Source organism: Halorubrum sp. SD683, assembly GCF_002135045.1.
GTDB lineage: Archaea > Halobacteriota > Halobacteria > Halobacteriales > Haloferacaceae > Halorubrum > Halorubrum ezzemoulense.
In genome coordinates, this window is sequence record NZ_NEWJ01000075.1 from 1 (window position 1) to 13602 (window position 13602).

The window sequence follows — 13602 nt, forward strand, 5'->3', positions numbered from 1 at the left end:
ATAATGCCTCTATGTGGTAGCTAGATTAATAACGCTCCGGGAGCGACGTTCAGCTAATGAGCGAATCGAACCCGACAGCCGATCCCGACGAGTCGGACGGGAGCGCGCCGACGGGAGCGCAGCTCCGGCTCGCGGTGCCGGACATGGACTGCTCGTCGTGCGCGGGGAAAGTCGAGGGCGCGCTCGATCGGGAGGGCGTCCGCTCGGTCGACACTCGGCCCACGACGGGCGTCGTCGTCCTCACGTACGATCCGGAGGCGACGGACGTGGAGGCGCTGACGGCCGCCGTCGAGGGCGCGGGGTACGCGGTCGCGGATGCGGAGTCCGACGGCGTCGCCGACGGCCTGTTCACGAGCCCGCGCGCGATCGCCACCGCGGTCGGCGGGGCCTTCCTCGCGGTCGGGCTCGCCCTCGAGTGGCTGCTCCCCGGGCTCGACCCGACGTTCGCGACGATCGGCGGCGTCGGCTTCCTCGGGCCGTGGGCCGTCACGGGCGCCTCGGTCGCGTACCTGCTGGCGGTCGCGATCGCCGGGCCGCCGATCCTCCGGAACGGGTTCTACTCGCTGCGGGGGGTGAGCCTCGACATCGACCTGCTGATGAGCGTCGGGGTCGTCGCCGCGCTGCTCGTCGACCTCCCGTTCGAGGCGGCGACGCTCGCGGTGCTGTTCTCGGTCGCCGAGCTGCTCGAACGCTACTCGATCGACCGGGCGCGCACCTCCCTCCGCGAGCTGATGGAGCTGTCCCCCGACGAGGCGGTCGTGATCCGGGACGGCGAGGAGGAGACGGTCCCCGCCGAGGCCGTCGCGACGGGCGAGCGGCTCGCGGTGCGACCCGGCGATCGCGTCCCGCTCGACGGGGTGGTCCGCGAGGGCTCCGGCGCGGTCGACGAGTCGCCGATCACCGGCGAGTCAGTCCCGGCGGAGAAGGAGCCCGGCGACGAGGTGTACGCCGGCTCGATCAACGAGGCCGGCTACCTCGAGGTTGAGGCCACCGCACCCGCCGAGGAGTCGACCATCGCGAGGGTCGTCGATCTCGTCGAGACCGCCAACGGCGAGGAGACGCGCGCCGAGCGGTTCGTCGACCGCTTCGCAGGCGTCTACACCCCGATCGTCGTGGTCGGCGCGGTCGCGACCGCCGCGCTCGGCCCCGTCCTCGTCGGCGGCGGCGCGGAGACGTGGTTCGTCCGCGGACTCACCCTGCTCGTCGTCGCGTGCCCCTGCGCGTTCGTCATCTCGACGCCCGTCAGCGTCGTTTCCGGCGTGACCGCGGCCGCCCGGAACGGCGTCCTGATCAAGGGCGGCGAACACCTGGAGGCGGCCGGCGACGTCGACATCGTCGCGCTCGACAAGACCGGGACGCTCACGCGCGGCGAGCTGTCGGTGACCGACGTGGTCCCCCTCGGCGACCGCGAGGCCGACGACGTGCTCGCGTGCGCGACCGCCATCGAGCGACGGAGCGAACACCCGGTGGCGGAGGCGATAGTGGTGCGGGGCACTGACACCGCCGGTTCCGAGGCCGCCGGTACCGGGTCCAGCGACGAGACCGAGGTCACCGACTTCGAGACGCTCACGGGCGAAGGCGTCCGCGCTGATATCGACGGCGAGACCCACTACGCCGGCAAGCCCTCGCTGTTCGAGGACCTCGGTTTCGACCTGAGCCACGCCCACGTCCGCCCTGACGGAGGGGTGGTTCGGGAGCGCGACGACGCCGACGACGCTGGCGGAGACGGAGCGCGCGGGAGCGAGGCGAGCGCCGCCGCGGAGCCCGAGCCCTGCGACCACGGGCAGTACCTCGACCTAGCGAGCGAGACGATTCCGCGGCTTCAGGCCGAGGGGAAGACGGTCGTCCTCGTCGGGACCGAGGCGGAACTGGAGGGCGTCGTGGCGGTCGCGGACACAGTCCGTCCGGAGGCGGCGTGGGTCGTCGACCGCCTCCACGAACTCGGCGTGGACCGGGTCGCGATGCTCACCGGCGACAACGAGCGGACCGCGCGGGCGACCGGCGACCGCGTCGGCATCGACGAGGTGCGCGCGGATCTGCTCCCCGACGAGAAGGTCGCGGCGGTGCGTGAGCTCGCCGCCGAGACCGACAGCGGCGTCGCGATGGTCGGGGACGGGATCAACGACGCCCCGGCGCTCGCGGCGGCGGACGTGGGGGTCGCGATGGGCGCCGCCGGCACCGACACCGCCATCGAGACCGCGGACGTGGCGCTGATGGCCGACGACCTGACCAGGCTCCCGTACGTCGTCGACCTCGCCTCGCGCGCGAGCTCGACGATCCGAACCAATATCGGGGCCTCCCTCGCCGTGAAGGCGCTACTCGCCGCGGGCGCTCCCCTCGGCTACGTGAGCGTCGCGATGGCCGTCGTCGTCGGCGACATGGGTATGAGCCTCGGCGTCACCGGGAACGCGCTCCGGCTCGGCAACGTCGAGCCCGCGGAGCCCTCCGGGGCGGCGACGGACGCGGCCGAGCCGAACGCGGACGCCGCCGCGTCGGAGCAGTAGCCGGGCAGTCGACCCGGAAGCCGGCCTCACGCTTTTTATTACCGCGGCGGTAACTGCGCTCGTATGCCCTCCGAGCGCGGGACGCCCTCCACCTCCGATGAGGCGATGGACCGCACGGAGTCCGCGGAGGTCCGGGCCGACCCCCACGGCGACCGGAGCGTCTTCGAGACGGTCGCCGAACCCGACCCGATCGAGTGGGGGCCGGTCCGCCACGAGCGACTGCGCTCGCTCGCGATCGGGGTGTCAGTCGGAATCGCCGGCGCGGTCCTCGTCGTCTTCGGCACCGTCGCCGCCGGGGGAATCGCGGGTATCGCGTCCGGCGACCTCGCGGTCCCGAGCGTCGGGGCCGAGGCGATCGCCGTCGGGGTCGCGCTCTTGCTCGCGCTTCTGCTCGGTACCGTGCCGGTGCTGTACGCCGTGTACCGCGAGAGTTCGGTCGGGGAGCCGTCCGTCGCCCGACTGCGCGAGGCCGCAGAGACGCTTCGGCCCGGCTGGACGCTGGCCGGGCTCGGCGCGGTCGTCGCGGCGGCGCTGGCGCTGCCGACTGACTTCCTGCCGGCCCTCTGGCCGCTGTTCTGGGTCGTCTGGTTCGTGCCGGCGGTCGCCGAGTCGTCGGGAGTCGCCGTTCGGCTCGACCCGGCCGAGCGGGCGATCGCGCGGACGTATCCGGCGCGCGACCGGACTCGGAGCGACGACCTCGGGGCGGTCGTCAGGACGCGCCGGATCGACCTCCCGTGGACGACGATGTTCCTGCTCGCGTACCGCGGGAACGCGTGGTTCCGGTCGACGCCGTGGCTGTTCGTCCCCCGCGACCGGGCGGACGCGGTCGAGTCCGCGCTCGGCGCGGTGCTGGCGGAGAGCGACGGGCCGGACCGGGCGAGCGTCCCGGAGCGGCTCACCCTCGCGACGCTGGGATCGTCCTCGCTCGTAGTCGGCCTCCTCATGGCCGTTGCGGCCGGCGAGGGAGCGGGCGGACTGGCGCTGGCGCTGCTCACGGCCCCGTTCTCGCTGCTGTTCCTCGCGCTCGCGGCGCGGTTGTGAGTCGCCCGCGGAGTCGACGCAAACCCGTCGCGACACCGGACCTGACACCCCCTACCACGCGACTCATATACCTGCGCACCCAAACTCGTTCATGGACAGACAGCGTCTGGAACGCGCGCTCGAAGACGAGTTCGGCGGGACCGAGGCCGAGCGGCGGGCCGTCTCGCGGGCGGCCCGCGACCTCGTCGACTCCGGACGGCCCTCCGAGGACCGCGGCCACGGCCTGACCGTGACGGGGGTGATCGGACACATGGAGGACGCGCCGGACGACTCCTCGCTGGTGGAGCGGTGGAACTGGTGGATGGGCGCGCTCGATGCTGCCTACGGCGGCTACGACTACTTCACGGTGCGGTTCGTCGAGGACGACGAGGCGACCGGCCTCCGGCGGTAGGGCGACAGCGGACCGCCGAGAGGGACGACAGCGGACCGCCGGCGGCGAGCCCGACTGTCCGAATCACCGGCGAGCGGCAGCGGATCGTCCACTTTCACTTTCACTCCGCGGATGGCTCGGTTATAGGAGCGTTCCGGGCCGAACTAGGTGTATGAGCGCAGTCACCGCCGACCGACCCCGGTACGCGACGCCCACGCGCGTGGACATCACCGACTGTCGAACCGACCGCCTCCCGGACCGAGTCCGCGTGAACCGCGTCGACGGGAGCGAGGTCCACCTCGAACGCCGCGGCGGCCGGACGTTCCTCGTCACGCGACCGACCGAGTGACGGCGGCTTCCGGACGGTAGCGACCGAAAAGACCGCGACTACGGCGTCAGTCGTCGGCCGTCAGTTCCGCGCGCGCCGGCCTGTCGTTCCCGAGCCGACTTTCGAGACCCACGCCGAGCGTCTCGTTCGTCCGCGCCACCGACTCGGCCGCGTCGACGTCGGTCGTCATCGCGCGGATCGCGTCGACGTTCTCCGGGACCACGTCGGCCTCTTGATGGACGTTCTGGAAGAGGTACAGGTCTCGCCCGGTGACGCTGATCGACTCCTCCCAGACGCAGTTCTCCCAGAGGTCGCCGCGGGGCCGCCCCGCGTCGGCGGCGTACTCCTTCAGCGCGCCCGCGCCGTCGATGCCCGCGGCCTCCGGGACGAGGAAGATCCGGTCCTCGTCGGCGAGGAGGTCGCGGACGGCCCCCGAGTCGGGGTCGCTCTCCAGCGTGACGTTGACGCTGTGGGTGTGCATCCCCGTGACCGGCGCCTTCAGTGCCGCGGTGTCGACCGGCAGGTCGGGAAGAATCTCGTTCACGTCCGGACCGTGATGAGAGGGGACCGCCGCGGGGTCGGGAACGATGTCGTTTATCGGGCCGCGGTCCGTCTCGCTCGGATCGCCGCCGCGGCGCACGAGCGTGACGCGCGCCTTCTCGACGCCGTAGGTCTCGTCGAGCGGCGCGAGCAGCCGCGAGAGCGCGGTCGTGTTACAGGAGACGACGCGGACCGCGTCCGCGCCGCGGGCCGCCTCGAACCGACCGCGGGCGTTGAAGGAGGCCTCGGCGACGGCGGCGTCCTCGCCGCCTTGGAAGATCGCCGGCGTGTCGTGGGCCTCGTAGACGGGCGCGTTGCGCTCGCCGACGCCGGAGGGCGCGCAGTCGACGACGACGTCGACGGCGTCGAGCAGGTCGCCGAGGATCCCGGACAGGTCGACGCCGGCGGCCGCGAAGTCTTCGACGCGGTCCTCGACCGCCGCGTACAGGTCGTAGCCGCGCCGCGCCGCGGCCTCGACGCCGTAGTCGGGCGACGCCTTCGTCACGCCGACGAGTGTCATGTCCGGCTGGGCCGCGACGGCGTCCGCGACCCGTTTCCCGATCGTGCCGTAGCCGTTGACGCCCACGCGTATCATATCTGCCCCTCGCTCGGGAATCGGTATAATCTTTTCGAGGTGGGTAAAATGAAATTAACTACCCCACGAGTAATCGATCGGTTAATTCGACGCCGATCGGCACCGGACGTAAATAATTCAATTACGGAATAGAGTAAACTCAGCGATGACAAGGCCTAACGCCCGGCCGAACGGAGACGCTGGCATGGCAGCCGACCTCTCCGACGCCGCGACGACCGCGGTCGAACAGTGTCTGAACGTCGCTCCCGACGAATCGGTCGCGGTCGTCACCGACGACGAGCGCGAGCCGATCGGCGAGGCGCTGTACGCGGCCGCGAGCGCCGTCACCGACGACGCGACGCTCCTCCGGTACCCCCCGACCGAACAGCACGGGACGGAGCCGCCGGCACCGGTCGCGGCCGCGATGGCGGAGGCCGACGCCTTCCTCGCGCCGACGACGAAGAGCCTGAGCCACACCCGCGCCCGCGGCGCGGCCTGCGACGCCGGCGCGCGCGGCGCGACGCTGCCCGGGATCACCGAGGACGTGTTCATGACGGGGCTCGACGCCGACTACGCCGCCATCGAGGCCGCCTGCGACGACGTGCTGGGGCAGATCGGCGACGCCAGCGAGGTCCGCGTCACCGCGCCCGCCGGCACGGACATCACCTTCGAGGTCGGCGACCGCGAGTGGCTCGCCGACACCGGCATGGTCCGCGACCCGGGCGACTTCTCGAACCTCCCCGCGGGCGAGGTGTTCGTCGCGCCCGCGAGCGCGACCGGGACCTTCGTCGTCGACGGGACGATGATGCCCCACGGCCTGCTCGACGACGGGCGGGAGCTGGCGTTCGAGGTGGAGGACGGGTTCGTGACCGAGATCGCCGACGACGCGATCCGCGCCGACGTCGAGGCCGCCGCCGACGAGGTCGGCGACGCGGCGTACAACCTCGCGGAGCTCGGCATCGGCACCAACGGCGGCGTTGCGGAACTCGTCGGTTCAGTCCTCTTAGACGAGAAGGCGGGCGGGACCGTCCACATCGCGATCGGCGACAACGTCGGGATCGGCGGCGAGACGGATGCGCCGCTCCACCTCGACGGGATCATCCGGGACCCGACGGTCTACGCCGACGGGGACGAGATCGACCTGCCGAGCGCGTGAAACGTCCGTGAGCGAAAATATTCCCCACTTACAAACTATCGAGACGCTGGCGCGTGCCGACGAGCGGCCGCCATCGGCGGCCGCGAGACAGCACCGCGCGAGGGAGTCGGTGGGTCGGAGCGAAGCGGAGAGCCACCGACGAGGCTGGGGAGGCGTGAGGTGCGGTGCGGGGCGGGACTCAAACGGGCAGCCGCGAATCGGGCGCAGGCGAAGTAATGACCGCAGAGAGCGAGCGAAGCGAGCGACTGAGGACCACAGCGAGCGTGCGCCCGATTCGCGGCTGGGTCTTTGGGAGTATTCACCGCCGACCTGCTGAATCCCGTTTATAATCCGACGGGGAATTTGGAGGGAGCTCCCACCGAGCCGTCAACATCGACGTACTCTGCCTATTCTACGACCGCGAGCGCCACGCCCGCCACGTCGCGAACGCCGACCACCTGGTGTCGCCACCCGTCGCCGGCGTCGACGCAGAGCGTTCCCGCGTCCGTCACCGCGACCGAGACGCCGGGGCCGTAGCCGAGCGCGACGGGCGTCTCGTCCACGGGCAGGTCCGCGGGCGTCCACGTCTCCTCGCCCCACTCGCCGGCCCCGTCCGAGTGAACGAGCAGGTCACCGCCGACGACCGCCATCGCGTGCCCGTCGCCGTCGGACGCGACCGCCTCCGCGACCGCCTCCCGGGCCGTCATCCAACCGTTGCCAAGCCAGTAGAGCCCCACACCGGTCGCCGCAAGCGGCATCCCGGCGCCGGCCACGTCGCGCGCGTCGTCGAGGCCGACGTCGGTGATGCCGCGCTCACCGACCCGGTACACCGCCTTCCCGCCCGCGACGAGACCGCCGTCGACCGCGCGCGGGTCCGTGACGGTTCCGATCCGCGTCGTCGACGAGACCGTCGCCTCGTCGCCCTCCCCGACGTTGATACGCTCGATCGCCCCGTCCTCGCGGGCGACAAGGAGCGCGTCGTCACGGTCCCTCGCCGCGCCGACCGCGACCGCCGGCTCGTCGTCGACCGACTCGAACGTCGGGTCGTCGCCGACCGCGGCGACCGAGAGCCCGTCGGGCGTGGCCGCGACGGCGAGGTCGGGGCCGCCGCCGCGAGCGAGGACGGTGACATCGCGGGCGGGGTCGCGGGCGACCATGTCGAACGCGCCGACCTTGTCGGCCGACAGCGAGACGCGGACGATCCCCGTCCCCGTCGCGACGTGGGCGTCGGTGCGGCCGGCGCTGCCCGCGTACACGCGCTTTTCATCGATCGAGATGTCATCCTCGGCGGGAGCCATCGGAGGGCCGTTCTCCGCGGCGGGACATAAGCCCCGCGCGGCGGCGCACGTTCCGACCCTCCGGGAACGCCCGCCCGTTCCGACGGCCATTTGAGCGCCCCTCGCGTACGCTGATTCGTGCAATCGGTCGCCGCCGAGCTCTCGACGCTGCTCGCGGAGGTGGCCCCCCGACTTGCCCGGATCACGGCGTTCATCGCGGGGGGCGTCTTCGCCGCCAACGTCGCCGTCGCGTTCGGGCTGGTCCGGTACGTCGCCGGGCTCGCGGGGTGGCTCACCCGACCGGCGAACCTCCCGGACGAGGTCGGCACGGCGATCCTCACGACCGCGGCGTCGACGACCGCGGGCTACGCGACCCTCGCGGAGTTCCGCGAGTCGGGGCTGCTCGACGACCGCGCGACGCTCGTCGCGGTGACGATGAACACGTTCTTCGGCTTCGTCCAGCACGTGTTCACCTACTACGTCCCGGTGTTGATCCCGATCCTCGGCGTCACCACCGGCGCCGTCTACGTCGGCGCGCGAGCCGGCATCGCGCTTTTGATCACCGTCACCGGCGTCGTCGCGGGCGGGTTCCTCCTCTCCGAGTCGAACGTCGACCGCGCCGCGCTCGCCGACGTCGAGGCGACCGGGCCCGAGGACGACGACCGTACCGACCGGGAGCGCGTGCGCGACGCGGCCGGGAAGTCGTGGCGGACCCTCCGGCGGATTGTCCCGCGGCTCGCGGTCGTGTACACGCTGGTCATCTGGCTCGTCACGACCTACGACGTGGCGGCCCTGACGAGCGTGGCGGAGCCGATCACGAGCGTGCTGGGCCTGCCGGGTGCCGCGGTGCCGGTCATCGCGGTGTTCACGCTCGACACGACCGCGGGCGCGGCGACGCTCGCCGGGACGGAAGCCGGGATCTTCACGACGCGGACCGCGGTCGCGTCGCTGCTCATCGGGAGCATCCTCTCGTTCGCCGTCTCCACGTTCCGGCGCTCGATCCCGTTCCAGTACGGGATCTGGGGGCCTTCGTTCGGGACGAAGGTGATCGCCGTCAACACCGCGCTCAAGCTCGTCTTCATTTCGGCGACGGTCGCGCTACTGCTCGCGCCGGTGTGGTGACAGGGCCGGCGGAGCCCGAATCAGTAGGTTCAACACCGGCCCGGATCGATCGGCGCACATGGCGCTCGAAAAGGACGTGGACTGTCCCGACTGCGGCGGGTCTCGTTCGTTCTACCGGACCGCGGCGATGACGCTCCACCTCGGCGAGAAGACGAAGTGGCGCTGTCCCGACTGCGGCTACGGCTACGTCGAGATCGACGGCATCGACACGCTTCCGGCCTGACGAAACCGTTCGCCGGCGCCGCCTCCTCGCCGGCCCCGGGTTTCCGTCCGCGACGCCGCCGCAACACTCAGTACCCCCGGGACTGACCCGGGACACATGAACCGAATTCGGCGACGGTCCGCGGGGGTGAACGCGCGTGGTCGGTGAGGCGCGCGATCCCGACGCCGACACCGGACCGCTGGATGGCGTCACCGTGCTGGACCTCTCTCGCGTGCTCGTCGGCCCGTTCTGTACCATGCAGCTCGGCGACCTCGGCGCCGAAGTGCTCAAGATCGAGCGGCCCGGACAGGGCGACCAGACGCGGACATGGGTCCCGCCGGCGTTCGGCGAGGGCGAGGGCGAAGAGAGCGCCTACTACGTCAGCGTTAACCGGAACAAGCGGTCGATCCAGTTGGACCTGACGACCGAGTCGGGGCGCGCGGTCGCGCGGGACCTCGCCCGCGAGGCCGACGTGCTCGTCGAGAACTTCCGGGTCGGTAAGACCGCCGAGTGGGACCTCGACTACGGCGACCTCGTCGACGAGAACCCCGGGCTGATCTACTGCGGCATTTCCGGCTACGGCGAGTGGGGCCCCGACCGCGACAAGCCCGCCTACGACATCATGATGCAGGCGCGGGGCGGGTTCATGTCGTTCACGGGCGTCGAGGACGGCCCGCCGGTCCGGATCGGCGTCGCGCTCGCCGACGTCGGCGCGGGGATGTACGCGACGCAGGCGATCCTCGCGGCCCTCCTCGAGCGCGAACTCGGCGACGGCCGCGGCCAGAAGATCGACGTGAGCCTGCTGGACGGGCAGGCCGCCTGGACCAGCTACATGGCGACGAACTACTTCGCCAGCGGCGAGCCGCCGGGACGGATGGGGAGCAAACACCCGAACATCGTCCCGTATCAGGCGTTCGAGACGAGCGACGGGTACGTCGTCGTCGCCTGCTCGTCGGACCCGTTCTGGCCGCCGCTGTGCCGCGCGATCGACCGCCCGGACCTGCTCGCGGACGAGCGGTTCGAGACCAACGAGGGCCGCGTCCGCCACCGGGAGGAGCTCGACCGCGAGCTGAGCGAGACGTTCGCGTCCATGACGACCGCCGAGGCGACCGCGGTCCTGGAGGAACACGACGTGCCCGCGAGCCGCGTCCGCGACGTGAGCGAGGTGTTCGCCGACCCCCAAATCGAGGCGCGCGGGATGGTTGCCGAGGCGGAACACCCGACCGCGGGCACCGTCACGTTCCCCGGCTCGCCCATGCACTTCTCCCGGACGCCGACGACTGTCCGGCGCCACCCGCCGGCGCTCGGCGAACACACGGAGTCAGTTCTCGACGAGTACGGCTACGGCGACGGCGACATCGCGGAGCTGAAAGAACGGGGAGCGATTCCGGACAACTGACGGCGACGGGACGCTCGGTGGCCGGGTTCCGTCGAGCGCTCCGCCGTCGGTCGCCGCCGAGCGCTCGGTCACCGGTTTTCCCGGGCGCTCAGTCGTCGTTTTCGGCCGTGATCGGGTCGCTCTCGTCTTCGGTGAACCCCGCCGACTCCTCCTGCCGCTCGCGGGCCTCGGGGTCGAACTCGGCCTCGATGTCCTGATACCGCGGGACGAAGGAGAGCTCGTGGTGACTCTCCGTCTCGTGGCCGATGTACCGCTCTTCGAGGTCGAACTGCGCCTCCTCGTCGTTCTGCGCGATGTTCTCGAAGTCCTCGTAGGCCGCGTGGGCGCCCGAGTGGAGACCGTACAGCGTGATGAAGATGTACTGGTAGCCGAGGTCGCCGAGCTCCTCGAAGGTGAGCGGGTCCTCCTCGGCGCCCCACTCGAACGAGGAGGAGTAGTTGAAGGCCAGATCGAGGTCGGGGTGGGTCTCGTGGATCGTCTCGGCGTACTCGACCGCGTCCTCGCGGGACGGGTCGGGCATCTCGGGCCAGACGAGGTCGACGCCGGCGTCGGCGTAGATCCGGCCGCGTTCGAGGTGCTCCTCCCAGTCGCCGTTGGCGGAGCCGTACGCGTCGGTGCGGGCGATGATGACGGTGTCCTCGCTCTGCTTGGCGTCGACGGCGGCCTCGAAGCGCGAGCGGGCCTGCTCGCGGGAGACGATCTGCTTGCCGGCGATGTGGCCGCAGCGCTTCGGCGAGGTCTGGTCCTCGATGTGGACGGCGGCGACGCCGGCCTTCTCGTACTCGCGGACCGCGCGCCGGACGTTGTGGACGCCGCCATAGCCGGTGTCGCAGTCGGCGATGACGGGGAGGTTCGTCGCCTCGACCATGCGCTTCGCGTTCTCGACCATCTCGGACATGGTGACCATCTCCAGGTCGGGGAAGCCGAACTGGCCGAGGACGGTCGAGTAGCCGCTCATGTAGGCCGCGTCGAGACCCGCCATCTCCGCGAGGCGGGCGTCGAGGGCGTGGTAGATCCCCGGCGCGAACGTGTACTCCTGCTCCTCGAACAGCTCGCGGAGCCGGCGGCCGGCCGGGTTGTCGATATCTCTGGTGAAGACGTCGTCGTCGAGTTCGTTGGGATTCATCGGGTTACTGCGTGGTGTCGTCGTCTGCGGTGCGGTTCGGCGCGGTGCGCCGGCCTGATCGGCGTTTGTCGGCGGGGCGGGCGGTCGGCGCGAACGTCGTCGGGTCCGGGCGCGGTCCGTCGCCGGTCCCCGCCATTGGGACGGTGCTGCGGGACGCGTCCTCGCCGGTCGACCGGGCCGAGCGCTCGCGGGAGCGGCGCGTCGCGTTCGCCGTCATCGCGAACCCCCGTCGGTCCGCGTCCGCGAGGCGGGACGCAGGTCGGGGACCATGGGCGCGTCGCGCTCGTCGTCGGCCGGCGGACGGGTCGGGCGACGGGTGTCGGCCCGGGGTGGCGAGCCGGGCGAGCGCGTCCCCGTGGTCCGGCGCGTCGTGATCGTCGGGACCAGCGGCGCGCCGGCCTCCTCGGTGGGCGGGATACGGCCGGGGATCGGCTGCGGAGAAGCAGTCCGGTCGGAGCGCTCCGCGGGCTCCGAGCCGGTCGTGCGGTCGGTCGTGCGATCGGTGCGTCGAGTCGTATCGTCGGGCGTGTCGTCAGGTGTCGTCATCGGGTCGTGTGGGGGGTTGCGGCGGTCGTCTGGTGATCGGGTCGGTGCCTCGGGTCGCTGCGTGTCCGCGTACGGATACTGCCATTGCGACCGGAGCAAATCGGAGGAAGCCAATAAACATAATGATTGATAATAATAATATTCGTTATGTTGTTTTATTCGGTTAAATGTTCCATGACAACACGGCCCATACAAACGAAGACATCCGGGGCTGCGCGCCCCTCGCCGCCGGTGACAGCGTCCACAACACTGTCGGTGACGCCGCCGAGCGACATCGACGGCGTCGGACCGGGCCAGACCGAGCCGGGCCGGACCGATCGCTTATTGACCCCGCCGCGCGGAGCGTAGGGTAGTGAACGAGCGCGACGCTCTCCGGGCTCTCGCGGCCGACCTCCCGCACGCGGGCGACGACGCCGCCGTCGTCGACGGAACGGTCATCACGACGGACATGCTCCACGAGCGGACCGACTTCCCGGCCGGCACAACGCGGTACACAGCCGGCTGGCGCGCAGTCGGCGCGTCGCTGTCGGACGTGGCGGCGATGGGCGCGACCGCCCGGGCCGCGGTCGCCGTCTACGCCGACGAGGCGTTCGACCGCGACGAGCTGACCCGGTTCGTCGCGGGCGCGGTCGACGTCTGCGAGGCGGTCGACGCCGAGTACGTCGGCGGCGACCTCGACGAACACGTCGAGTTCACGACCGCGACCACCGCCGTCGGGCGCGTGACCGACGCCGGAGCCGTCACCCGAGACGGGGCGGGGCCGGGCGACGCCCTCTGCGTCACCGGCGAGTGGGGCCGGTCCGCGGCGGCGCTGCGGTTATTTAAAAGGGGAGACGACGGGGCTATCGAGCGCGCCAACGAGCTGTTCCGGTTCACGCCGCGCGTGGCCGACGGGCTCGCGCTCGCGGGGACGGCGACCGCGATGATGGACTCTTCCGACGGGCTGGCGCGCTCGTGTCACCAGCTGGCCGAGGCGAGCGAGGTCGGGATCGAATTGGAACGGGACGCGGTTCCGGTTCATCCCGCGGTCGAGGAGGTCGCGGAGGGGTCGGCGGAGCGGTTCGAGCTCGCGGCGCACTTCGGCGAGGACTTCGAGCTGTTGTGTGCGGTGCCGGAAGAGGACGTTTCGGGTGTCAGCGAGGCGTGTCCCGCGGGCCTCACGCGGATCGGTACCGTGGTTGAGGGGTCGGACGGCGACGCGGCGGCGCGCGTCACGGCCGACGGCGACCCCCTGCCCGACCGCGGCTTCACGCACGGGACAAATAAATAACCGAAGTCTCAGTGAGTCATTTATAAATAATCGTCCGCAGATCGACGGCGAACACCGCCGATGCCCCGGTCGATCGGCTGTAAGATTCCGTTTTTAAATCTCTGACCGACACGAACGCCACCGAAGCCCCGGCCGTGAGGCGGTCGCACGCTCGCTGCGGTCCTCAGT

General features: G+C 71.2%; 14 protein-coding genes. 9 read left to right on the plus strand and 5 right to left on the minus strand.

The window, feature by feature from the left end; genetic code table 11:
* The first annotated feature begins 56 nt into the window (after window positions 1-56).
* The 4 genes from B9G49_RS13825 to B9G49_RS16835 all read left to right on the plus strand — a co-directional run bounded on the left by B9G49_RS13825 (window position 57) and on the right by B9G49_RS16835 (window position 4264).
* Window positions 57-2504 carry a cation-translocating P-type ATPase gene (locus B9G49_RS13825; protein ID WP_086216760.1) on the plus strand — a complete coding sequence of 816 codons (2448 nt, stop codon included), beginning with the start codon at window positions 57-59 and terminating at the stop codon, window positions 2502-2504.
* Window positions 2505-2567: 63 nt separating this feature from the next.
* Entirely contained in the window at window positions 2568-3545 is a 978-nt protein-coding gene (locus B9G49_RS13830) for a hypothetical protein (RefSeq protein ID WP_086216761.1), read from the plus strand.
* Window positions 3546-3636: 91 nt separating this feature from the next.
* Window positions 3637-3936, plus strand: coding sequence for a hypothetical protein (locus B9G49_RS13835; RefSeq protein ID WP_049931556.1), 300 nt, complete (start codon window positions 3637-3639; stop codon window positions 3934-3936).
* Between the two features lie 151 nt (window positions 3937-4087).
* Window positions 4088-4264: a hypothetical protein gene (locus tag B9G49_RS16835; RefSeq protein WP_167373071.1), complete on the plus strand. Its 177-nt coding sequence runs from the start codon at window positions 4088-4090 to the stop codon at window positions 4262-4264.
* 46 nt (window positions 4265-4310) lie between these two features.
* Here the strand turns inward: B9G49_RS16835 and B9G49_RS13840 are convergent, their stop codons facing one another.
* Complete coding sequence (locus B9G49_RS13840) at window positions 4311-5378, minus strand: type II glyceraldehyde-3-phosphate dehydrogenase (protein ID WP_086216762.1); 1068 nt, start codon at window positions 5376-5378, stop codon at window positions 4311-4313.
* A gap of 184 nt (window positions 5379-5562) precedes the next feature.
* Between B9G49_RS13840 and B9G49_RS13845 the strand changes: the two genes are divergently transcribed.
* Window positions 5563-6513, plus strand: coding sequence for an aminopeptidase (locus tag B9G49_RS13845; protein ID WP_086216763.1), 951 nt, complete (start codon window positions 5563-5565; stop codon window positions 6511-6513).
* Between the two features lie 386 nt (window positions 6514-6899).
* On the opposite strand, the gene B9G49_RS13850 is transcribed toward B9G49_RS13845, so the two are convergent.
* Complete coding sequence (locus B9G49_RS13850) at window positions 6900-7790, minus strand: hypothetical protein (RefSeq protein ID WP_086216764.1); 891 nt, start codon at window positions 7788-7790, stop codon at window positions 6900-6902.
* Between the two features lie 117 nt (window positions 7791-7907).
* Here B9G49_RS13850 and B9G49_RS13855 point away from each other — a divergent pair, with 117 nt between their 5' ends.
* The 3 genes from B9G49_RS13855 (at window position 7908) to B9G49_RS13860 (ending at window position 10492) form a co-directional block, all read left to right on the plus strand.
* Entirely contained in the window at window positions 7908-8891 is a 984-nt protein-coding gene (locus tag B9G49_RS13855; protein ID WP_086216765.1) for a nucleoside recognition protein, read from the plus strand.
* Between the two features lie 58 nt (window positions 8892-8949).
* Window positions 8950-9114: a hypothetical protein gene (locus B9G49_RS16840; protein WP_167373072.1), complete on the plus strand. Its 165-nt coding sequence runs from the start codon at window positions 8950-8952 to the stop codon at window positions 9112-9114.
* Between the two features lie 136 nt (window positions 9115-9250).
* Window positions 9251-10492, plus strand: a complete 1242-nt coding sequence (locus tag B9G49_RS13860; RefSeq protein ID WP_086216766.1) for a CaiB/BaiF CoA-transferase family protein — start codon at window positions 9251-9253, stop codon at window positions 10490-10492.
* An 88-nt stretch (window positions 10493-10580) separates the two neighbouring features.
* Here B9G49_RS13860 and aceA read toward each other — a convergent pair whose 3' ends face one another.
* Genes aceA through B9G49_RS17090 form a run of 3 tightly spaced genes read right to left on the minus strand, consistent with a single transcriptional unit; the run spans window position 10581 to window position 12164 of the window.
* Window positions 10581-11618 (minus strand): isocitrate lyase, encoded by a 1038-nt coding sequence (gene aceA / locus B9G49_RS13865; protein WP_086216767.1) that lies wholly within the window; start codon window positions 11616-11618, stop codon window positions 10581-10583.
* A 4-nt stretch (window positions 11619-11622) separates the two neighbouring features.
* Window positions 11623-11835: a hypothetical protein gene (locus B9G49_RS13870; protein WP_086216768.1), complete on the minus strand. Its 213-nt coding sequence runs from the start codon at window positions 11833-11835 to the stop codon at window positions 11623-11625.
* Window positions 11832-12164, minus strand: coding sequence for a hypothetical protein (locus B9G49_RS17090; protein WP_049931564.1), 333 nt, complete (start codon window positions 12162-12164; stop codon window positions 11832-11834). The genes B9G49_RS13870 and B9G49_RS17090 overlap by 4 nt, the downstream gene beginning before the upstream one ends.
* Window positions 12165-12516: 352 nt before the next feature.
* Between B9G49_RS17090 and thiL the strand changes: the two genes are divergently transcribed.
* On the plus strand, window positions 12517-13434 hold the full coding sequence (gene thiL / locus B9G49_RS13880; RefSeq protein ID WP_086216769.1) for a thiamine-phosphate kinase: 918 nt from the start codon (window positions 12517-12519) through the stop codon (window positions 13432-13434).
* The last annotated feature ends 168 nt before the right edge of the window (window positions 13435-13602 follow it).